The organism is Nocardioides sp. CER19 (genome assembly GCF_029846275.1).
Taxonomy (GTDB): Bacteria; Actinomycetota; Actinomycetes; order Propionibacteriales; family Nocardioidaceae; genus Nocardioides.
Map to the genome: position 1 here is coordinate 1,073,659 of NZ_JARVWS010000001.1, position 19,350 is coordinate 1,093,008.

Annotated in this window: 17 protein-coding genes and 1 pseudogene; 14 read left to right on the forward strand and 4 right to left on the reverse strand. The window is 72.5% G+C overall.

All coding sequences use genetic code 11. The annotated features are described in order from the left end of the window. The first annotated feature begins 16 nt into the window (after positions 1–16). The 4 genes from glmS to QDS12_RS05300 all read left to right on the forward strand — a co-directional run bounded on the left by glmS (position 17) and on the right by QDS12_RS05300 (position 5,150). Entirely contained in the window at positions 17–1,861 is a 1,845-nt protein-coding gene (gene glmS, locus QDS12_RS05285; RefSeq protein WP_279877477.1) for a glutamine--fructose-6-phosphate transaminase (isomerizing), read from the forward strand. Then, positions 1,862–2,215, forward strand: a complete 354-nt coding sequence (locus QDS12_RS05290) for a holo-ACP synthase (protein WP_279877478.1) — start codon at positions 1,862–1,864, stop codon at positions 2,213–2,215. Positions 2,216–2,336: 121 nt separating this feature from the next. After that, positions 2,337–3,638 carry an aspartate aminotransferase family protein gene (locus QDS12_RS05295; RefSeq protein ID WP_279877479.1) on the forward strand — a complete coding sequence of 434 codons (1,302 nt, stop codon included), beginning with the start codon at positions 2,337–2,339 and terminating at the stop codon, positions 3,636–3,638. A gap of 12 nt (positions 3,639–3,650) precedes the next feature. Further along, on the forward strand, positions 3,651–5,150 hold the full coding sequence (locus tag QDS12_RS05300; protein WP_279877480.1) for a CoA-acylating methylmalonate-semialdehyde dehydrogenase: 1,500 nt from the start codon (positions 3,651–3,653) through the stop codon (positions 5,148–5,150). Positions 5,151–5,227: 77 nt separating this feature from the next. Here the strand turns inward: QDS12_RS05300 and QDS12_RS05305 are convergent, their stop codons facing one another. Continuing rightward, positions 5,228–5,806 (reverse strand): TetR family transcriptional regulator, encoded by a 579-nt coding sequence (locus QDS12_RS05305; RefSeq protein ID WP_279877482.1) that lies wholly within the window; start codon positions 5,804–5,806, stop codon positions 5,228–5,230. A 77-nt stretch (positions 5,807–5,883) separates the two neighbouring features. Here QDS12_RS05305 and QDS12_RS05310 point away from each other — a divergent pair, with 77 nt between their 5' ends. From QDS12_RS05310 to rimI, 7 genes are all read left to right on the forward strand, one after another. Beyond that, on the forward strand, positions 5,884–6,780 hold the full coding sequence (locus tag QDS12_RS05310; protein ID WP_279877484.1) for an SDR family oxidoreductase: 897 nt from the start codon (positions 5,884–5,886) through the stop codon (positions 6,778–6,780). A gap of 75 nt (positions 6,781–6,855) precedes the next feature. After that, on the forward strand, positions 6,856–8,244 hold the full coding sequence (locus tag QDS12_RS05315) for an NAD(P)H-hydrate dehydratase (RefSeq protein WP_279877486.1): 1,389 nt from the start codon (positions 6,856–6,858) through the stop codon (positions 8,242–8,244). 67 nt (positions 8,245–8,311) lie between these two features. Beyond that, positions 8,312–9,448: an alanine racemase gene (alr, locus tag QDS12_RS05320; protein ID WP_279877488.1), complete on the forward strand. Its 1,137-nt coding sequence runs from the start codon at positions 8,312–8,314 to the stop codon at positions 9,446–9,448. Between the two features lie 4 nt (positions 9,449–9,452). Further along, a complete protein-coding gene (locus tag QDS12_RS05325) occupies positions 9,453–10,502 on the forward strand; it encodes an alpha/beta hydrolase (protein WP_279877490.1) in 1,050 nt (349 codons plus the stop codon). Next, complete coding sequence (tsaE, locus tag QDS12_RS05330; RefSeq protein WP_279877491.1) at positions 10,499–11,494, forward strand: tRNA (adenosine(37)-N6)-threonylcarbamoyltransferase complex ATPase subunit type 1 TsaE; 996 nt, start codon at positions 10,499–10,501, stop codon at positions 11,492–11,494. Before QDS12_RS05325 ends, tsaE begins: the two co-directional genes overlap by 4 nt. Beyond that, positions 11,494–12,117 carry a tRNA (adenosine(37)-N6)-threonylcarbamoyltransferase complex dimerization subunit type 1 TsaB gene (tsaB, locus tag QDS12_RS05335; RefSeq protein ID WP_279877492.1) on the forward strand — a complete coding sequence of 208 codons (624 nt, stop codon included), beginning with the start codon at positions 11,494–11,496 and terminating at the stop codon, positions 12,115–12,117. Before tsaE ends, tsaB begins: the two co-directional genes overlap by 1 nt. Beyond that, positions 12,114–12,566, forward strand: a complete 453-nt coding sequence (gene rimI / locus QDS12_RS05340; protein WP_279877493.1) for a ribosomal protein S18-alanine N-acetyltransferase — start codon at positions 12,114–12,116, stop codon at positions 12,564–12,566. The genes tsaB and rimI overlap by 4 nt, the downstream gene beginning before the upstream one ends. Here rimI and QDS12_RS05345 read toward each other — a convergent pair. Further along, positions 12,554–14,485, reverse strand: a complete 1,932-nt coding sequence (locus QDS12_RS05345) for an HAD family acid phosphatase (RefSeq protein ID WP_279877494.1) — start codon at positions 14,483–14,485, stop codon at positions 12,554–12,556. The two genes, rimI and QDS12_RS05345, sit on opposite strands and share 13 nt — an antisense overlap. Before the next feature lie 82 nt (positions 14,486–14,567). Then, a complete protein-coding gene (locus QDS12_RS05350; RefSeq protein ID WP_279877495.1) occupies positions 14,568–14,987 on the reverse strand; it encodes a DUF2000 domain-containing protein in 420 nt (139 codons plus the stop codon). Between the two features lie 50 nt (positions 14,988–15,037). Between QDS12_RS05350 and QDS12_RS05355 the strand changes: the two are divergent. The 3 genes and pseudogenes from QDS12_RS05355 to tsaD all read left to right on the forward strand — a co-directional run. After that, a pseudogene (locus QDS12_RS05355) lies at positions 15,038–15,352 on the forward strand (AraC family ligand binding domain-containing protein); the annotation flags it as partial. A gap of 76 nt (positions 15,353–15,428) precedes the next feature. Further along, positions 15,429–15,854, forward strand: a complete 426-nt coding sequence (locus QDS12_RS05360) for an AraC family transcriptional regulator (protein WP_279877496.1) — start codon at positions 15,429–15,431, stop codon at positions 15,852–15,854. Further along, the gene (gene tsaD / locus QDS12_RS05365) at positions 15,851–16,894 is read left to right on the forward strand and encodes a tRNA (adenosine(37)-N6)-threonylcarbamoyltransferase complex transferase subunit TsaD (protein ID WP_279877498.1); all 1,044 of its coding nucleotides are present in this window, start codon (positions 15,851–15,853) and stop codon (positions 16,892–16,894) included. Before QDS12_RS05360 ends, tsaD begins: the two co-directional genes overlap by 4 nt. A 65-nt stretch (positions 16,895–16,959) precedes the next feature. Here the strand turns inward: tsaD and QDS12_RS05370 are convergent, their stop codons facing one another. Further along, a complete protein-coding gene (locus QDS12_RS05370) occupies positions 16,960–19,278 on the reverse strand; it encodes an MMPL family transporter (protein WP_279877500.1) in 2,319 nt (772 codons plus the stop codon). Between the last annotated feature and the right edge of the window lie 72 nt (positions 19,279–19,350).

Consider the following 19,350-nt stretch of genomic DNA (forward strand, 5'->3'; position numbering starts at 1 on the left):
TCTACACTCGGCGACCATGTGCGGCATCGTGGGCTACGTCGGGAAGCAGCGGTCCGAAGGCACCGTGATCGACGGGCTGCGGCGGATGGAGTACCGCGGCTACGACTCCGCGGGCATCGCCGTCGTCGCGGACGGCGCCCTGAGTATCCGCAAGAAGGCGGGCAAGCTCGCCAACCTCGACAAGGTGCTGGCCGAGGAGCCGCTGCCCGCGTCGACGACCGGCATCGGGCACACCCGCTGGGCCACCCACGGCGGCCCCACCGACGACAACGCCCATCCGCACACCGGCGCGACCGGCCGGGTCGCGCTCGTGCACAACGGCATCATCGAGAACTTCGCCGAGCTCCGCACCGAGCTCGAGGCCGCGGGCCACACGCTGCTCTCGGAGACCGACACCGAGGTCGCCGTACACCTGCTCGAGGCGGCGGTCGAGGCGGGCGCCGACCTCACGACGGCCATGCAGGACGTCTGCCGGCGGCTCGAGGGCGCGTTCACGTTCGTCGCCGTCGACGCCCAGGACCCCGCGCGGATCGTCGGCGCGCGCCGCAACAGCCCGCTCGTCGTCGGCCTCGGTGACGGGGAGAACTTCCTCGGCTCCGACGTGGCGGCCTTCATCGAGCACACCCGCGACGCCCTCGAGCTCGGCCAGGACCAGGTCGTGACCATCACCGCCGGGTCGGTGGCGGTGACCGGCTTCGACGGTACGCCGACCGAGGGCCGTCGCTACCACGTCGACTGGGACCTCTCGGCCGCCCAGAAGGACGGCCACGACTGGTTCATGCGCAAGGAGATCTTCGAGCAGCCGCGCGCCGTCGCTGACGCGCTGCTCGGGCGCCGCGGCGTCGACGGCCGACTCCAGCTCGACGAGATGCGGCTCTCCGACCAGGAGCTGCGCGACATCGACAAGATCATCATCATCGCGGCCGGCACGTCGTTCTACGCCGGGATGGTGGCGAAGTACGCGATCGAGCACTGGTGCCGCATCCCGGTCGAGGTCGAGCTCTCCTCGGAGTTCCGCTACCGCGACCCGATCGTCGACTACTCGACGCTGGTCGTCGCCATCTCGCAGTCCGGGGAGACCGCCGACACGCTGCAGGCCATCCGGCACGCCCGGGCCCAGCGGTCGAAGGTGCTGGCGATCTGCAACACCAACGGGTCGACGATCCCGCGCGAGTCCGACGCTGTCATCTACATGCACGCCGGGCCCGAGATCGGCGTCGCCTCGACGAAGGGCTACGTCACCCAGCTCGTCGCCTGCTACCTGCTCGCGCTCTACCTCGCCCAGGTCAAGGGCACCCGCTTCGGCGACGAGATCACCCACATCGTCGAGCAGCTCGAGGGCATCCCCGCGCAGATCGAGAAGGTGCTCGCCAAGGCCGACGACATCTACGCGCTCGCCCGCCAGCACGTCGACAGCCGCTCGTTCCTGTTCCTCGGCCGGCACGCCGGCTACCCCGTCGCGCTGGAGGGCGCGCTCAAGCTCAAGGAGCTCGCCTACCTCCACGCCGAGGGCTTCGCCGCCGGCGAGCTCAAGCACGGTCCGATCGCCCTGGTCGACCACGGGCTCCCGGTGCTGTGCATCGTCCCGCCCCAGGGCCGCGACCAGCTGCACGACAAGATGCTCTCCGGCATCCAGGAGGTCCGCGCCCGTGGTGCGCGCACCATCGTGCTGGCCGAGGAGGGCGACGACCGGATCACGCCGTACGCCGACGAGCTGGTCGCCCTGCCGCGCGTGCCCGTCCTCCTGCAGCCGCTCGTCGCCGTCATCCCGCTGCAGCTGTTCGCGTGCGAGCTGGCCACCGCGATGGGCCACGACGTCGACCAGCCCCGCAACCTGGCGAAGTCAGTGACGGTCGAGTAGATGACCGTCATCGGGGTCGGGATCGACGTGTGCGACGTCGACCGGTTCGGCGCGACGCTCGAGCGCACGCCGCGACTCCGGCAGCGTCTCTTCACGCCCGCCGAGGCGGAGCGGCCGCTGGCCTCGCTCGCGGCACGGTTCGCCGCCAAGGAGGCGCTGGCCAAGGCGCTGGGCGCCCCGACCGGGCTCGCCTGGCACGACGCCGAGGTCGTCTCGGAGGCGTCGGGGCGACCCCGCTTCGAGCTGCGCGGGACGGTGCAGGACCGCGCCAAGGAGCTCGGCGTCACGAGCGTGCACCTGTCGCTCTCCCACGACGCCGGCATCGCCTCCGCGATGGTCGTCCTGGAGGGCTGACGCGGACGCGCCCTCCGCCGGTATAGTCGCGGAATGGTGCCCCGAAGCGGTCTTTCGCTGCGGAATCCGCACCTCTTGGCGGTCGACACCGCCGAATCCGTCACGATCGTTGGGGAGAGCGATGAGCGCCGACCTGGACCAGCAGACCCGGAGCCTGGACCGGGCCCACGTCTTCCACTCGTGGTCGGCGCAGGGCGCGCTCGACCCGCTCGTCATCGCGGGTGGGAAGGGCTGCCAGCTGTGGGACCACAGCGGCCGGCAGTACCTCGACTTCTCCAGCCAGCTCGTCAACACCAACATCGGCCACCTCCACCCGAAGGTCGTGGAGGCGATCCAGCAGCAGGCCGCGCTGCTCCCGACCGTCGCTCCGTCGACGGCGAACCTCACGCGTGGGGAGGCGGCCCAGCGGATCGTCGCCCGGGCTCCGGAGGGGTTCTCCAAGGTCTTCTTCACCAACGGCGGCGCCGACGCCAACGAGAACGCCATCCGGATGGCCCGCCTGACCACCGGCCGCGAGAAGGTCCTGTCGACCTACCGCAGCTATCACGGCAACACCGGCGCCGCGATCGTGTCGACGGGGGACTGGCGGCGCCAGCCGAACGAGTACGCCCGCGGCCACGTGCACTTCTTCGGGCCCTACCTCTACCGCTCCGAGTTCTGGGCGACCACGCCGGAGGAGGAGTCCGAGCGCGCTCTGCGGCACCTGCGCCGGGTGATCGAGTCGGAGGGGCCGGCCACGATCGCGGCGATCCTGCTCGAGACCATCCCCGGGACGGCCGGGGTCCTGGTGCCGCCGCCCGGCTACCTGGCCGACGTACGGGCGCTGGCTGACGAGTTCGGGCTCGTCCTGATCCTCGACGAGGTGATGGCCGGCTTCGGGCGCACCGGGGAGTGGCTGGCGCTCGACGCCTACGACGTCGTCCCCGACCTCATCACCTTCGCCAAGGGCGTGAACTCCGGCTACGTGCCGGTCGGCGGCGTGATCATCAGCGACCCCGTCGCGGCGCAGTTCGACGAGCGCGTCTTCCCGGGCGGGCTGACCTACTCGGGCCACCCGCTGGCCGCCGCCTCGGTCGTCGCGACCCTCGACGCGATGGAGGAGGAGGGCATCGTCGCGAACGCGAAGCGGGTCGGCGCCGACGTCCTCGGCCCCGGCCTGCGGGTGCTGGCCGACAAGCACGACGTCGTCGGCGAGGTGCGCGGCACCGGCGTCTTCTGGGCCGTCGAGCTGGTCAGCGACGCCGCGGCCCGGACGCCGCTCGACGGGCCCACGATGGGCCGCATCAAGGCGGGGCTCCTCGAGCGGGGCCTGATCCCGTTCGTCCAGGACAACCGCATCCACGTCGCACCGCCGTGCGTCGTGACCGACGACGAGGCCGCCCAGGCCCTCGCGATCTACGACGACGTGCTCGCGTCGCTCTGAAAGGACCCTGCCATGACCTCCGACCTCCCCGTCATCGACCACTGGATCGCCGGTGCCCCCTCCGCCGGCGGCGACCGGCTCGGCCCGGTCTTCGACCCCGCGCTGGGCGAGGTCGCCAAGCAGGTGCGGCTCGGCACCACCGCCGACGTCGACGCGGCCGTCGCGGCGGCGAAGGAGGCCTTCGCCTCCTGGTCGCAGACGTCGATCGCGAAGCGGACGCAGGTCCTCTTCGCGTTCCGTGAGCTGCTCAACGCCCGGGTCGGTGAGCTCGCCGAGATCGTCACCTCCGAGCACGGCAAGGTGCTGTCCGACGCCGCCGGTGAGATCGCCCGCGGGCTCGAGGTCGTCGAGTTCGCCTGCGGCATCGCACAGCTGCAGAAGGGCGCCTACTCCGAGCAGGCCTCGACCGGCGTCGACGTCTACTCGCTCCGGCAGCCGCTGGGCGTGGTCGGCATCATCAGCCCGTTCAACTTCCCCGTGATGGTCCCGATGTGGTTCTTCCCGATCGCGATCGCGCTCGGCAACACCGTCGTCGTGAAGCCGTCGGAGAAGGACCCGTCGGCGTCGCTCTGGCTGGCCCGGCTGTGGCAGGAGGCCGGCCTCCCCGACGGCGTCTTCAACGTCGTCAACGGCGACAAGGAGGCCGTCGACGCGCTGCTCGTGCACCCCGACGTCTCCTCGATCTCGTTCGTGGGCTCGACCCCGATCGCGCAGTACGTCTACGAGACCGGCACCAGGGCCGGGAAGCGGGTGCAGGCGCTCGGCGGCGCCAAGAACCACATGCTCGTGCTGCCCGACGCCGACCTCGACCTGGTCGCCGACTCGGCGGTCAACGCCGGCTTCGGCTCGGCCGGCGAGCGGTGCATGGCGATCTCCGTGGTCGTCGCCGTCGACTCAGTCGCCGACGCGCTCGTCGAGAAGGTGACCGAGCGGATGGCGACCCTCCGCATCGGCGACGGCCGACGCGGCTGCGACATGGGGCCGCTCATCACCCGCGAGCACCGCGACAAGGTGGCGGCGTACGTCGACCAGGCGAGCGCCGACGGCGCGACCGTCGTCGTCGACGGCCGCAAGGGCGAGTTCGACGGGGCGGCCGACGGCTTCTGGCTCGGCCCGACGCTGGTCGACCGCGTCCCGACGTCGTCGGCGGTCTACACCGACGAGATCTTCGGCCCGGTGCTGTCGATCGTCCGCGTGGCCGGCTACGAGGAGGGCCTGGCCCTCATCAACTCCGGCGCCTTCGGCAACGGCACGGCGATCTTCACCAACGACGGCGGCGCCGCCCGGCGCTTCCAGCACGAGGTCGAGGTCGGCATGGTCGGCATCAACGTGCCGATCCCGGTGCCGGTCGCCTACCACTCCTTCGGCGGCTGGAAGCAGTCGCTGTTCGGCGACACCAAGGCCTACGGCACCCACGGGGTCGACTTCTTCACCCGCGAGAAGGCGGTCACCGCGCGCTGGCTCGACCCGTCGCACGGGGGCATCAACCTGGGGTTCCCGCAGAACTCCTAGCCCGGCCGGGCGGAGTACCCGGTTCACCGGGTACTCCGTCACTCCCGGGGTGCCATGCCACCCCGGGAGTTCCGCTTTCACCGGTGAACCGGGTACTCCGCCGCCACCGCCCGCAGCTCCCCGGCCGCCTCGCGCACGCAGGCGGCGAGGTCGGGTGTGCCGGGCGCGGCGACCCAGCGCTCGAAGGCGACCCTGAAGAGCGCGACGCCGGTCTCGGCGAGCAGGCCGGCGGCGGCCTCCGCCACCCCGCGCTCGCGCAGGGCCTGCGCCGCGGCGGCGCTCAGGGCGGCGAGCTTGAGCAGCTCGCGCTCCTGGAGGCTGGCGTGAGAGGCGATCGCGGCGGCGCGCTGCCGGGCGAACTCGCGGCGCTCCTCCAGCACGTCCCCGCCGGCGGCCATCGCGTCGACCACGACGTCGTACGGCGCCTGCTCCTCGGGCGCCTCGGTGATCGCCGCGACGATGCGGTCCTGCAGCTGGTTGGCGCCTGCGAACAGGACCTCGCGCTTGTCCGTGAAGTAGCGGAAGAACGTGCGCTCGGTGACGCCCGCCCGGCCGGCGATGTCGGCCACCGTCGTCTGCTCGTAGCCGCGCTCCACGAAGAGGTCGAGCGCGGCCTGGCGCAGCCGGCCCGCGGCGTCAGGCTCCCAGCGTCCCATGACGGCCATCCTAGGTGATGACAGTTCCTGACATCACGGCGTATGCTGATGTCAGAAACTGACATCAAGGAGGAACCATGCGCATCTTTCTCACCGGCGCCTCGGGCTGGATCGGGTCCGCCGTCGTCCCGGAGCTCCAGGCGGGCGGCCACCAGGTCGTCGGCCTCGCCCGCTCGGCGGAGTCGGCGGCCGCCCTGTCGGCCGCCGGCGTCGAGCCGCTCTCGGGCAGCCTCGACGACCTCGACAGCCTGCGCGCCGGCGCCGAGGACGCCGACGCCGTCATCCATCTCGCGTTCAAGCACGACTTCTCCGACTACGCGGGCGCCGGCCGGACCGAGCGCGCCGCGGTGGAGGCACTCGGCGACACGCTCGCGGGGTCGGACCGCGCGCTGCTGATCGCGTCGGGCCTCGGCGGCCTGGCCGTCGGGCGCGTCGCCACCGAGGACGACGCCACCCAGCACGTCGACGCGACCTCGCCGCGTGGTGCCAGCGAGCACCTCGCCCTGTCGTACGCCGACCGCGGGGTGCGTGCCGTTGCCCTCCGCTTCGCCGCGAGCGTCCACGGCGACCGCGACCACGGCTTCGTCGCCGAGCTGGTCCGCGTCGCGCAGGAGCGGGGCGTCGCCGGCTACGTCGGCGACGGCGCCAACCGGTGGCCTGCCGTCCACCGCAGCGACGCCGCCCGACTCGTCGCCCTCGCGCTCGAGAAGTCACCCGCGGGGTCGGTCGTCCACGCCGCGGGCGAGGAGGGCATCGCGGCCCGCGACATCGCCGCTGCGATCGGTCGCCGCTTCGACCTGCCGACCGGGTCGATCGAGCCCGAGCGGGCCGACGAGCACTTCGGCTGGATCGGCCGGTTCTTCGGGATCGACATCCCGGCGTCGAGCCGGCTGACGCAGGAGCGCCTCGGCTGGACACCGACCGGGCCCGGCCTGCTCGACGACATCGCGTCCGGGGCGTACGGCCCGCGCTGACGGGTGGGTCGTCGGGCCCGCGGGGTCGGAGACGTCGCGGACCACCCGACCCCGCCGCCCGCTAGCGTGGCCCTCGTGAGGTCAGCCCACACCGTCGAGCAGGTGCGTGCCGCCGAGGCGACGCTGATGGCCAGGCTCCCCGAAGGGGCGCTCATGCAACGGGCGGCCGCCGGCCTTGCGGCGGCGGTCGGCGACTTCCTCGGCGGTGTCTACGGGCGTCGGGTCGTGCTGCTGGTCGGCTCCGGGGACAACGGCGGCGACGCCCTCCACGCCGGTGCGCTCCTGGCCCGTCGAGGGGCGAGCGTCGAGGCGTGGCTGCTCGGCGACCGGACGCACGAGACGGGCCTGGCCGCGCTCCGACGGGCCGGCGGCCGGGTGGCCGCGCCGCGACCGCTCGGCGCAGGAGCCGTGGACGTGGTCGTCGACGGCATCGTGGGGATCGGCGGCCGCCCTGGGCTGCCCGCCCGCGTCGCCGAGGTGGTCATCCCGATCAACCAGGCCATCCCGTTCGTGGCGGTCGACGTCCCGAGCGGCGTCGCCGTCGACTCCGGCGAGGTCGCCGGGATGCACCTGCGCGCCGACCTGACCGTCACCTTCGGCACGCACAAGATCGCGCACCTCGTGGACCCGGCCGCCCGCGCCTGCGGCGCCGTGGAGCTCGTCGACCTCGGCCTCGACCTGCCGCCGGCGCCCGTGGAGGCGCTCGGCGAGGCGGACGTCGCGGCGCTGCTGCCGCGGCCGCGTCCGGACGCGCAGAAGTACGCCCGCGGCGTCGTCGGGGTCCGAGCCGGCAGCACGACGTACCCCGGGGCCGCGCTGCTCGCGGTCGCCGGCGCGAACACGGGGCTGGCCGGGATGGTCAGGTACGTCGGCAGCGCCGCCGACACCGTCAAGCAGCACCACCCCGAGGTGGTCGGCGCCGGCCGTGTGCAGGCGTGGGTGGTCGGGCCGGGCGGCGGCGACGAGGCGGAGCGACACCTGGCGGAGGCGCTGGCGGACGAGGTGCCGCTCGTGGTCGACGCCGACGCGCTCCGGCACGTCACCGACCGGGTGCCGCAGGCCGTGCTCACGCCGCACGCCGGCGAGCTCGCCGGGCTGCTGGGCGTCGAGCGGGCGGAGGTCGAGGCGGCGCCGCTCCGGCACGCGTCCGACGCCGCCCAGCGGTTCGGCTGTGTCGTGCTGCTCAAGGGCCGTCGGACGGTCATCTCCGGTCCCCGGGTCCGGATCACGACCACCGGCAACCCCTGGCTGGCGACCGCCGGTGCCGGCGACGTGCTGTCCGGTCTCATCGGCTCGCTGCTCGCCGCGGGGCTCTCGCCGCTCGATGCAGCGAGCGTCGGATCCTGGCTGCACGGTGCCGCCGCCACGCTCGCATCGGGCGGCGGCCCGATCACCGCGACCGACGTGGCGCGGGCGATCCCGGCGGTCGTCACCAACCTCGCGGTGAGACACTGGGCTCCATGACCACCCCACAGATTCGCGCGGGCGGCTCGCTCCGCCCGCGGCGGGCGCGAGTCTGCGGGGACCCCGGATGAGCCGCGCGGAGCTCGTCGTCGACGTCGCCGCGATCCGCCACAACATCCGCCGTCTGGGGGAGTTCACGGCGACGCCCGTCATGGCGGTGGTCAAGGCCGACGGCTACGGCCACGGCATGCTGCCCGCCGCCCGCGCGGCCCGGGAGGCCGGTGTTCCGTGGCTGGGGGTGGCGACGGTCGACGAGGCGCTCGCGCTGCGCGACGACGGCGACGCCGGCCGCGTGCTGTGCTGGCTGACGGTTCCCGGTGACGACCTGATGCCGCCGGTCGCCCGGGGCATCGACATCACCGCCTACACGGTCGACGAGCTGGACCGGATCGCCGAGGCGACCCAGCGCGCCGGCCGCAAGGCACGCGTCCAGCTCAAGATCGACACCGGCCTGTCCCGCGGCGGGTCCACGCTGGCGAGCTGGCCCGACCTCGTCGCCCGCGCCCGAGCCGGCGAGGAGACCGGCACGTGGACCGTCACCGGCATCTGGTCACACTTCTCGAGCAGCGAGGTGCCCGACGACCCGGCCAACGCGACCCAGGAGAAGCTCTTCCGTGAGGCGCTCGACCTCGCCGACGAGGCCGGTCTGCGCCCGGAGGTGCGCCACCTCGCCAACAGCGCCGCCGCCATCCTGCGGCCGAGCGCCCGCTTCGACCTGGTCAGGTGCGGCATCGCGGCGTACGGGCTCGACCCGGCGCCGGGCCTCACCCCGCCGGAGCTCGACCTGCGGCCCGCGATGACCGCCCGGGCCGACCTCGCGCTGGTCAAGCACGTCGACGCCGGCGCCGCGGTCTCCTACAACGGCCGCTGGGTCGCGCCGGAGGCGACCACGCTCGGCCTCGTGCCCGTCGGGTACGCCGACGGCATCCTGCGCAGCGCCGGCAACCGCGGCGAGGTACTGGTCGCCGGCCGTCGACGCCCGATCAGGGGCAGCGTGTGCATGGACCAGGTCGTCGTCGACCTGTCGGGGGACGAGCCGACCCCGGGCGACCCGGTGATCGTCCTCGGCCCCGGCACCTCCGGTGAGCCGACGGCACAGGACTGGGCCGAGGCGACCGGGACCATCAGCTACGAGATCGTCACCCGGCTGGGCGGACGCTTCGCACGCCGGGTCGTCGACAGCGAGAGTGACAGGGAGATCTAGGTCTATGGGCCTCACCGGACGCATCGCCGGGACCGTCGCGGGCGCGGCCGGCCTCGCCGCCGCCGGCACCGCGCTGAGAGTGGCGCAGCGGCGTCGCGGCATCTCTCGACGCGACGGCGACTCGGCGCCCTTCGGGTCGCTGCACTCGCCCGCGCACACGGTGATCGCCGACGACGGCGTACCGCTGCACGTCGAGGTCGACGAGCCCGACGACGCCGGTTCGTCGCTGACCGTCGTGTTCATCCACGGCTACGCGCTCAACCTCGACTGCTGGCACTTCCAGCGGGCGGCGTTCCGCGGCCTGGTCCGGACGGTCTACTACGACCAGCGCTCCCACGGGCGCTCCGGCCGGGGCAGCATCACCGAGGGCACGATCGACCAGCTCGGCCACGACCTCAAGAGCGTCATCGACGCGGTCGTGCCGGACGGCCCGGTCGTCCTCGTCGGCCACTCGATGGGTGGCATGACGATCGTCGCGTTCGCCGAGCTCTATCCCGAGCTCATCGGCGACAAGGTCGCCGGCGCGGCCCTCATCTCCACCACCGCAGGTGGCCTCGACCCGTCCCGGATGCTGTTCCCGATGGTGCCGAGCCGGCTCACGTCCGGCCTCACCGGGGGCACCATGCGCACCCTCGCCCGCGGGCACCGCGCGATCGACGGCGTACGCCGCCTCGGCCGGTCCATCGCGACGGTCGTCACCGACGCGTTCGCCTTCGGCGACGAGGTGCCGGCCGGCTACGTGGAGTTCGTGGACGACATGCTGTCGGCCACGCCGTTCCAGGTGGTCGCCGAGTTCTTCCCGGGCTTCCGGGAGTTCGACAGGTTCGACCTCGTCGGCGTGCTCGGCGAGGTGCCGACGACGATCATCGGCGGGACCGCCGACAAGCTGACGTCGATCGGGCACAGCCGCAAGCTGCACAGCCGCATCCCGGGCTCCACCCTCGTGGAGTGCGAGGGAGCCGGGCACATGGTCATCCTGGAGCGGCACGGTCAGGTCAACGCGTCCCTCGACCAGCTGCTCGCGGCCGCGTCCTCGGCGGCGGGAACCCGGTGAGCGCGATCGAGCTGGGGCCCGACTTCGCCGGCGTCGAGGTCAGGCGCGTGGGCGCCGAGGACGCCGCGACGGTCCTCGACATCGTCCGCGAGGCTTTCGGGGCACGACCGCCCCTCGACCCGCCGGCGGACGCCCTGCTCGAGACCGAGGAGACGATGGCCGCCCGGCTCGCCCCGTACGGCGGCCTGGTGGCGCGTGTCGACGGTCGCCCGGTCGGCGCGCTGGTGATGGACCCGGTCGGCCGGACCGTCTTCCTGCGCCGCTTCGCGGTCCGCCCCGACTTCCAGCAGCACGGCGTCGCCCATGCCATGGTGGCGGCCGCCGTCGAGCAGGCCGACGGCTTCGAGGACCTCACCGTGATCGCTCGCGAGGAGCTCCCCAGCAACATCCGGTTCTGGGAGAAGCAGGGCTTCCACGAGATCACCCGCCGGTCCCCGAACATCGAGCTGCGCCGGCCGCTGCGGACCCACGTGGTCGACGTACCCGAGCCCGAGGACATGCGCGCGCTCGGGCAGCGGCTCGCGGCCCAGCTGCAGGCCGGCGACCTCCTCGTGCTGACCGGTGAGCTGGGCGCCGGCAAGACCACGTTCACGCAGGGCCTCGGGGAGGGGCTCGGCGTGCGCGGCGCGGTCACGTCGCCGACGTTCGTCATCGCGCGCGTGCATCCCTCCGAGGTCGGCGGCCCTGAGCTGGTGCACGTCGACGCCTACCGGCTCGGTGGCGGCGCCGACCCCCGGGCCGAGCTCGACGACCTCGACCTCGACGCCGACCTCGACCGAGCGGTGACGGTCGTCGAGTGGGGCGAGGGGCTCGCGGAGGGTCTCGCGGAGTCGCGCCTGGAGGTGCGGATCCTGCGTGCGCTCACCGTCGACGAGCTCGCCGGTGATCTCGACCCGCGACGCGTCGAGATCACTCCTGTCGGCCCGCGCTGGCACGACGTCGACTGGGCGGCGGTCGATGCGACCCTCCACCACCAAGGAGCCACCCACTGATGCTGCTGGCCTTCGACACCGCGACCCCGCAGGTGACGGTCGCGCTCTACGACGAGACCGACGTCGTCGCAGAGCTGGTCTCCGACCGCACGATGAAGCACGGCGAGCAGCTGGCCCCGCTCATCGACCGGGTGCTCGCCGAGGCCTCGGCCCAGCGGCAGGACGTCACGGCCGTCGCCGTCGGCGCCGGCCCGGGTCCGTTCACCGGGCTCCGCGTGGGACTGGTGACGGCCCGGACGCTCGGCTACGCGCTCGAGGTCCCCGTCTACGCCGTGTGCACCCTCGACGTGCTGGCCGTCGAGGCCGTCGACACCGGCGCCGTCACGGGCCCGTTCGCCGTGGCCACCGACGCCCGCCGCAAGGAGGTCTACCTCGCGACCTACTCCGCCGGCGGCGAGCGGCTGACCGGTCCGGTGGTCGACAAGCCGGACGCGCTGTCCACGACGGACCCCGTCGTCGGGGAGGGCGCGCTGCTCTACCCGTCCGCGTTCCCCACCGCCGTCGGCCCCGCTCGCCCGAGCGCCGGCTGGCTGGCCCGCACCGTGGCCGAGGAGCGCGCGGAGCTGCTCGATCCGGAGCCGCTGTACCTGCGCCGCCCCGACGCGGTCGCCCAGCGACCGTGACCGTCCGCCCGGCGACCACCGCGGACGTCGAGGAGATCGCGCAGCTCGAGCTGGAGAGCTTCCCGGGCGACGCCTGGACGGCTGACTACCTGCGGATCGCCGCCGAGGGCGGCATGCCGACGGTGCTCCTGCTGGTCGCGGAGCACGACGGCGCGATCGTCGGGCACGCCATCGTCAGCATCGTCTACGAGATCGCCGAGCTGCAGCGGATCGCGGTCGGGTCGGCGTACCGCCGGCAGGGGCACGCGCGCGCCCTCCTCGACCACGCCGTGGCCACCGCCACGGACGAGGGCGCCGAACGGCTGCTCCTCGAGGTCCGGGAGACGAACGAGCCCGCGCTCGCCTTCTATGCGAGCGCGGGCTTCGTCGAGATCGACCGGCGGCCCCGCTACTACCGTGACGGGACCGCCGGCATCATCCTCGTGCTACCGCTGGATCAGGGCAGGTAGTAGGTCGGGTTCGGCAGCTTGTAGGTCGTGTTCGCGTACCCGCCGTGCAGGTCGGAGAACTGGTCGCCCAGGTTGGCCACGATGTCGAGGCCCTTCTGCGTCTCCAGGTACTCCCGCGTGCCGGACTTGTACTCGATGGTCGAGCAGACCTTGTCGTCGCCGCAGTCCATGTAGGCCGGCGGCGTCCCGGTGCTCAGCCACTTCGTGTAGTAGTTCGCGGCCGTGAAGAGCGGCTTGCCCGCGGCGTCGACGTAGCCGACCTTGGTCAGGTTGTCGATCGTCGCCTTCTGCTGCTCGGTGTTGCGGCCGGTGAGGCCGACGATCGTGCAGCCGGCCGCCTTGACGGCCTTGACCAGTGCGGGCATGCCGGGCGTCGCCGGGAACCACTCGTTCTGCACCCAGGTGTTCTGCAGGGTGGGGTTGAAGTTGAACTGCATCCCCGCGTGCTCGGCGCTGGGGGAGCCCTCCTCCATGTCGTAGGTCCAGAGGGTGGTGTCGTCGGCGTCGAAGACGGCGGCCGGCGACTTCGGGACGGTGATGCCTGCCGCGGTCCGCTGGTCGCGGGCGAGCTTCCGCTGCGCCGCTGCCAGAGCCCGCTTCGCCGCCTTGAGCCGCTTCTGGGCCGCACGCTTCGCCGTCCCGTGGGACCGCTTGACCGCCTTCCGGGCCTTCTGCACGGCCTTGGTCGCCGTGGCCACCGCTGCGTGGTCCGCGACCACCGCGGCGCGAGCGTTGGCGAGCGAGGTCTGCGCCGCGGCCACCTTCGCGGCGCCCCGCTGGCAGTCGGTGACGATCTGCGTCGTCCAGGTCTTCTCCAGCGAGGTGAGCTGGCTGATGTAGGGAGACGTGGTCTTGTCGGCCACACCGCCGCTGGCGCCGTAGTAGGCCCGGATCAGCGCGACGACGTTGCCCTCGTTGGGGATCGTGTCACCGTCGGTGGTCGCGGCGCCCGTGGAGCCGTCGGGAGCCATCGTGTAGTGGGTCGGCGGCACCATCGCGGCGTCGCGGGCCGGGGCACCAGGGATGTCCGGGCTGCCCAGGAAGTAGCTCGGGTTCGGGACCTTCTGGGTGGCGTCGGCGTAGCCGCCCTCCAGGTCGCTCCACTGGTCGCCGACGTTCATCACGATGTCGGCGCCGTCGTCCACGAGGTGCTTGCGCGTCAGCGCCTTGTACTGCACCGTCGTGCACTTCGACAGGGTGGTGGTCGCGACGATCGCGCAGCCGGTGATGTAGGTCGGCTGCGAGTCGTTGTCGGCCGGCTTGGTGTAGAGGTTGTCGTTGTCGAACAGCGCCCCGCCCGAACCGGTGAACCCGACCTTGGTGAGGTTCGCGATCGTCGCGTCCTCCTGGCCTGCCGGGCGGCCCGTGATGCCGTAGATCGCGTACCCCTGGGCGGCCAGCGTCTTCACTGCGTCGACCATGCCCGGCACAGCGGGCATGAGCTCGTTGTTGACCCAGGTGGCGTTGAGGGCGCCGGAGTAGTTGTAGTTCATCTCCTCCTCGTTGGCGTAGTCCGAGAGGAGGGTCGAGTCGACGTCGAAGACCACGGCGGCGCCGGCGGCCGGGGTGTCCGGGAGCGCGTCGAGGAGGCCCTGGGCGACCGCCTTGGTGTTCTTGGCGTAGGCCGAGGTCGACAGGTTCGGCAGGTAGATCGTGGCCGGGGCCGTCGGGTCGACGGCGTGAGCGGGGTTGTCACCCTTCGCCGCACCGTAGTAGGCGCGGATCGTCGACTTCACCGAGTCGATGTTGGGGATGGCGCCGCCGTCGGTCGGCGCCACCACGGTGCCGTCCTGGTTGACCGTGTAGCTGAAGCTCGTCGCGGGGTTGAGCTGGCCCGCGGCATGCGCCGCGAGTCCGGTGGCCACCAGTGCGGCCGAGGCGGCGACGGTGGTCGCGGCCTTGATGGGGGTGAGTCTCAATGCGCTCTCCGGAGTAAAGACGATAGGAGTTCGGAACCTAATGCATCCGCGTTCACCTGGGGAGGGCAAATGTTCATCTGACTCACGGGTGGCGCCGCGCACCCTTCGTGATGCGGTCGACGGCGTTCGCCGGCCCGTGCACCGCCAGGCCGACGAGGTCCAGATCGGCCGCCGGCACCGCGCGTACGGCGGCCCGGTTGTGCTCGTCGTTGCCGGTCCGGAACAGGTCGCCCGTGAAGACGGCGACGACCAGGTCGCGGCGTACCGCTCGCTCGTGCGCGGCCCGGAGCTCCTCCTTGCCGGCCTCGAAGACGTGGACCGGCTGTCCGAACATCGCCTGGTAGGCGGTCCCGTCGGCGTCCTCGTAGGGCTCGCCGATCAGCGCGGGGAAGCCGTGGGCGATCCCGCTGCTGAGGAATGCGGTGACGTTGACCCGCTGCCAGGGGGCCAGGTCCTCGCGCAGGAGGACGGCGATCTTGGTGTCGAAGGGATAGCTGGTCATGCCGACGAGGATCCGTCGCCGGGCCCGCCGCGGTCTTGTACGTTCGTGACATGGCTCCGGCCCCGTCGATCGTCGCCTGGCGCCCGCAGGTCGCCGGCGTCGCCGAGGTGCTGCACGCCCACTTCCCGTCGCACGCCTACCCCTCGCACACCCACGACACGTGGACGTTGCTGCTCGTCGACGACGGCGTCGTCCGCTTCGACCTCGACCGCCACGAGCACGGCGCCGTGCCGCGGCTCGTCACGCTCCTCCCGCCGGGTGTGCCGCACGACGGGCGCTCGGTCACGGCGACCGGCTTCCGCAAGCGCGTGGTCTACCTGGAGCAGGACGTGATCGGTGCCGACCGGATGGGTGCGGCCGTCGACCATCCGGGCTGGCGCGATCCCGTGCTCGTGGCCGGCATCGACCGGCTGCACCGCGCGCTGGGGCACCCGGGGGGACGTGTTCGAGGCGGAGTCCTCGGTGGCCGTGCTGGCCGACGCGCTGCGCACGCGGCTCGCCGGCCCGCCGGCCGAGCCGTGGTCGGAGCCGCGGGCCGACGCCCCGCTGGCCCGGCGGCTGCGGGGGCTGCTCGACGACCACGTCACCGAGGGCGTCGTACTCGCGGAGGTGGCCGGTGAGCTCGGCGCACACCCGAGCCACCTCGTGCGCAGCTTCACGCGGGAGTACGGCATCGCGCCGCACCGCTACCTCACCGGCCGTCGGCTCGACGTGGCCCGCCGGCTGCTGCTCGCCGGCGTCGCGGCCGCCGAGGCCGCGGGGCTCGCCGGCTTCTACGACCAGGCCCACCTGACGCGGCACTTCCGGCGGTTCCTCGGCACCACCCCTGCGGCGTACGCCCGGAGCGCTGAGAGGATGTCGGCATGACTGAGCCCCTCGTCCTCGGGATCGAGACCTCCTGCGACGAGACGGGGGTCGGCATCGTCCGTGGCCACACCCTGCTCGCGGACGCGGTCGCGAGCAGCGTCGACGAGCACGCCCGCTTCGGTGGCGTCGTGCCCGAGGTCGCGTCGCGCGCGCACCTGGAGGCGATGGTCCCGACGATCGAGCGGGCCTGCGAGACCGCGGGCATCAGGCCGTACGACGTCGACGCGATCGCCGTCACCAGCGGACCCGGCCTCGCCGGCGCGCTCCTGGTCGGCGTCGCGGCCGCCAAGGCGCTCGCCTTCGCGCTCGGCAAGCCGATCTACGGCGTCAACCACCTCGCCGCGCACGTCGCGGTCGACCAGCTCGAGCACGGCCCCCTTCCGGAGCCGGCCATCGCGATGCTGGTGAGCGGCGGCCACTCGTCGCTGCTGCGGGTCACCGACCTGACGGCGGGCGTCGACCCGATGGGCGCGACCATCGACGACGCCGCCGGCGAGGCGTTCGACAAGGTCGCGCGGCTGCTCGGCCTCGGGTTCCCCGGCGGTCCCGTGATCGACCGCGAGGCGCGGTCGGGCTCCTCGGTGGCGATCGACTTCCCGCGCGGACTCACGGCCCGGCACGACCTGGAGCGGCACCGCTTCGACTTCTCCTTCTCCGGCCTGAAGACGGCCGTCGCGCGCTGGGTCGAGGCCCGGGAGCGGTCGGGGGAGCCGGTGCCGGTCGCCGACGTGGCCGCGTCGTTCCAGGAGGCGGTCTGCGACGTGCTCGTCCGCAAGGCGCTCGACGCCGCCTCGTCCGAGGGCATCGAGGACCTGGTCATCGGCGGCGGCGTCGCCGCGAACTCCCGCCTGCGCGTCATGGCCGAGGAGCGCGCGGCCGGCCTGGGGATCCGGGTGCGGGTCCCGCGCCCCGGCCTGTGCACCGACAATGGTGCGATGGTCGCCGCGCTCGGCGCCGAGATGGTGGCACGCGGGCGCACCCCCTCGGCGCTCGACCTGCCGGCCGACTCGTCGCAGCCGATCACCAGCGTGCTGGTCTGAGCCGCCCCGTCGGAAGCGAGACAGGGGCGGCCGGCGTACCGCCGACCGCCCCCGTCACCAGAGCCTCAGGCCCCGGTCAGCTGGTGGGTGTCCTCCGGCTCGGGCGCCTTCTCGTCCCCGTGGCCGGGCCACCAGGCGGCGTGGCCGATGAGCGCGGTGAGGGACGGGGTGAACACCATCGCCATGACGAAGGCGGCGATGCAGATACCGAAGGCGACGGAGAAGCCCATCGTCAGCATGAAGCTGTTGCCGGCCAGCATGAGCGAGGCGAAGGTGCCCGCGAGGATCACGCCCGCCGCGGCGACGGTCGGACCGGCGTGCCTGATCGCCCAGGCGGCGGCCTCCCGCGGCGACCTGCCCGCGCGGGCCTCCTCGCGCAGCCGGGTCACCATCAAGATGTTGTAGTCGGTGCCGAGCGCGACCACGAACAGGTAGATGAGGATCGGCAGCATGAACAGCAGGCCGTCGTCGCCCTTGAGGTCCTGGAAGACCAGCGTCGTCGCTCCGAGGGTGGCGGTGAAGCCCAGGCCGACCGAGACCATCAGGTACCACGGCGCCACGAGCGAGCGCAGCACCAGCATCAGGATGACGAGCGTGATCAGGCCGGCGACCGGGAAGACGACCGAGTAGTCGCGGTTCATGGCCGCCTTGAAGTCGACGAAGACCGAGGTCAGGCCGCCGACGTACGCCGTCGTGCCCTCCGGCGCCGCTTCATGGACCGCCGGGCGGACCTTGTCCTTGACCGCGGCGATCGCCGCGTCGGAGGACGGGTCGTCGTCGAGCAGCAGCTGGGCGATCGCGGTGCTCGGGTCGTCGGGCGACGGGATGACGGCAGGGAGCGACGGGTCGCCCGAGGCCAGCGTCGTGCCGGGGATCGAGCCGAGCCTCGCTCCGAACTCGGCCAGCTGGTCCTTGCTGAGCGGGCCGGAGTCGGAGTGGAGCAGGACTAGCGTCGGCTGGGTGGCGCCGGCACTGAAGCCCTTGTCCTCCATGCGCTGCTGGGTCTGGACCGACTCCACGCCCTGCGACGAGCTGGACTGGTCGATGTTGAAGAGCGGCTGGAAGCTGAGCGCGAAGAGCGACAGCAGGACCAGCACGGCACCCGAGGCCAGGGCGTACCGGCCGGGCCTCGCGGCCACCGCGTTGCCGAGGCGGGCGAGGCCTCCGTACTCCTTCTCGACGGCCGGGGTCGCGGCACCACGGCGGCGGGCCCGTGCCGGCCAGCCGAAGAGCCAGATGATCCCGCCGATGATGAGGCTCAGCACGACGTACGGGATGAAGAGCACGGCGAACACGATGTTGGACGCGAGACGGCCCTTGCCGCCCGCGGCGGAGTCGCGGATCTCGCGCCACCCGAGCGACGGCCAGAGGACCTTCGGGCCGATGAGGGAGACGAACGCCGGCACCAGCGTGATCGAGCCGACCAGCGTGACGGCGACGCCGATGGCGAGCGTCGGGCCGATGGAGCGGAACATGCCGAGCGAGGACAGGATCAGCGTCATGAACGCCACGAACACGGCGCCACCGGCCGAGGCGATGGCCTCACCGGACCGCTCGACGGCGTAGGCCACCGCCTCGCGGTGCTCGATGCCCTCCCGCACGCGCTCGCGGTAGCGGTAGAGGAAGAACAGGATGTAGTCGGTGCCGACGCCGAAGAGCACCACGATCATGATGACGCTGGTGCTGTCGTCGGCCTGGAGGCCGAACCACTTCGTCGCGAAGTCGACCAGGCCGGTCGCCATCTGGGAGAAGAAGAAGCCGATGATGAAGATCGGCAGGGCCGTGATCGGGCCGCTGCGGAAGATCAGCGAGAGCAGGACGACGATCAGCAGCACGGTCGACAGCCCGACGATCGCCTCGGCCGCGCTGCCGGACTGGGACTGGTCGTAGGCCTGGGCCAGCGTGCCGGTCACGCCGCTGCGCAGGCCGGTGCCCTCGGTCAGCGTGTCGAGCTGGTCGCGCAGGTCCTTCACCTGGTCGAGGTCGGACTGCTTCTGGCCGGTGACGCCCTTGCCGAGGTCGATGTTGACGATCATCGCCTCGTTGCCCTTGCCGGCGATCGGGTCCTCGATCGTGCTGAACGCCGAGCCGACCTGGAGGCTCTTGGCGATCTCCCGGACCTTGGCGACGTCCGCCTCGCTCAGGGTCGAGCCGTCCTCGTGGTCGAACACGACCGTCGCGCCCACGTCCTGCTTGGACGGGAAGGCGTCGGACGTCAGCGTCGCCGCCTTGATCGACTCGTAGTGGTCGGGCAGGAAGTCGGCCTGGTCGGTCACCGACTCGACCTTGGGGTGGAAGGCCACGACGAGGACCGTCAGGACGATCCACGCGGCGATGACGTACCACGGACGACGAGAGGCCAAGCGGCCCAGCGCAGCGAACATGGTTAAGAACCTATCCGTCGCGCCGGGCCGCCCAGGTAGTGATTAACGAGGTCCGGACGAAGATCACGTGAC

Bases quoted from the DNA above. Each gene is read 5' to 3' on its own strand.
- QDS12_RS05290 (WP_279877478.1), top strand. From the start codon at position 1,862: ATGACCGTCATCGGGGTCGGGATCGACGTGTGCGACGTCGACCGGTTC.
- QDS12_RS05305 (WP_279877482.1), bottom strand. From the start codon at position 5,806: ATGGGACGCTGGGAGCCTGACGCCGCGGGCCGGCTGCGCCAGGCCGCG.
- QDS12_RS05300 (WP_279877480.1), top strand. From the start codon at position 3,651: ATGACCTCCGACCTCCCCGTCATCGACCACTGGATCGCCGGTGCCCCC.
- QDS12_RS05325 (WP_279877490.1), top strand. From the start codon at position 9,453: ATGGGCCTCACCGGACGCATCGCCGGGACCGTCGCGGGCGCGGCCGGC.
- QDS12_RS05350 (WP_279877495.1), bottom strand. From the start codon at position 14,987: ATGACCAGCTATCCCTTCGACACCAAGATCGCCGTCCTCCTGCGCGAG.
- QDS12_RS05370 (WP_279877500.1), bottom strand. From the start codon at position 19,278: ATGTTCGCTGCGCTGGGCCGCTTGGCCTCTCGTCGTCCGTGGTACGTC.
- tsaB (WP_279877492.1), top strand. From the start codon at position 11,494: ATGCTGCTGGCCTTCGACACCGCGACCCCGCAGGTGACGGTCGCGCTC.
- QDS12_RS05295 (WP_279877479.1), top strand. From the start codon at position 2,337: ATGAGCGCCGACCTGGACCAGCAGACCCGGAGCCTGGACCGGGCCCAC.
- glmS (WP_279877477.1), top strand. From the start codon at position 17: ATGTGCGGCATCGTGGGCTACGTCGGGAAGCAGCGGTCCGAAGGCACC.
- QDS12_RS05310 (WP_279877484.1), top strand. From the start codon at position 5,884: ATGCGCATCTTTCTCACCGGCGCCTCGGGCTGGATCGGGTCCGCCGTC.
- tsaD (WP_279877498.1), top strand. From the start codon at position 15,851: ATGACTGAGCCCCTCGTCCTCGGGATCGAGACCTCCTGCGACGAGACG.
- alr (WP_279877488.1), top strand. From the start codon at position 8,312: ATGAGCCGCGCGGAGCTCGTCGTCGACGTCGCCGCGATCCGCCACAAC.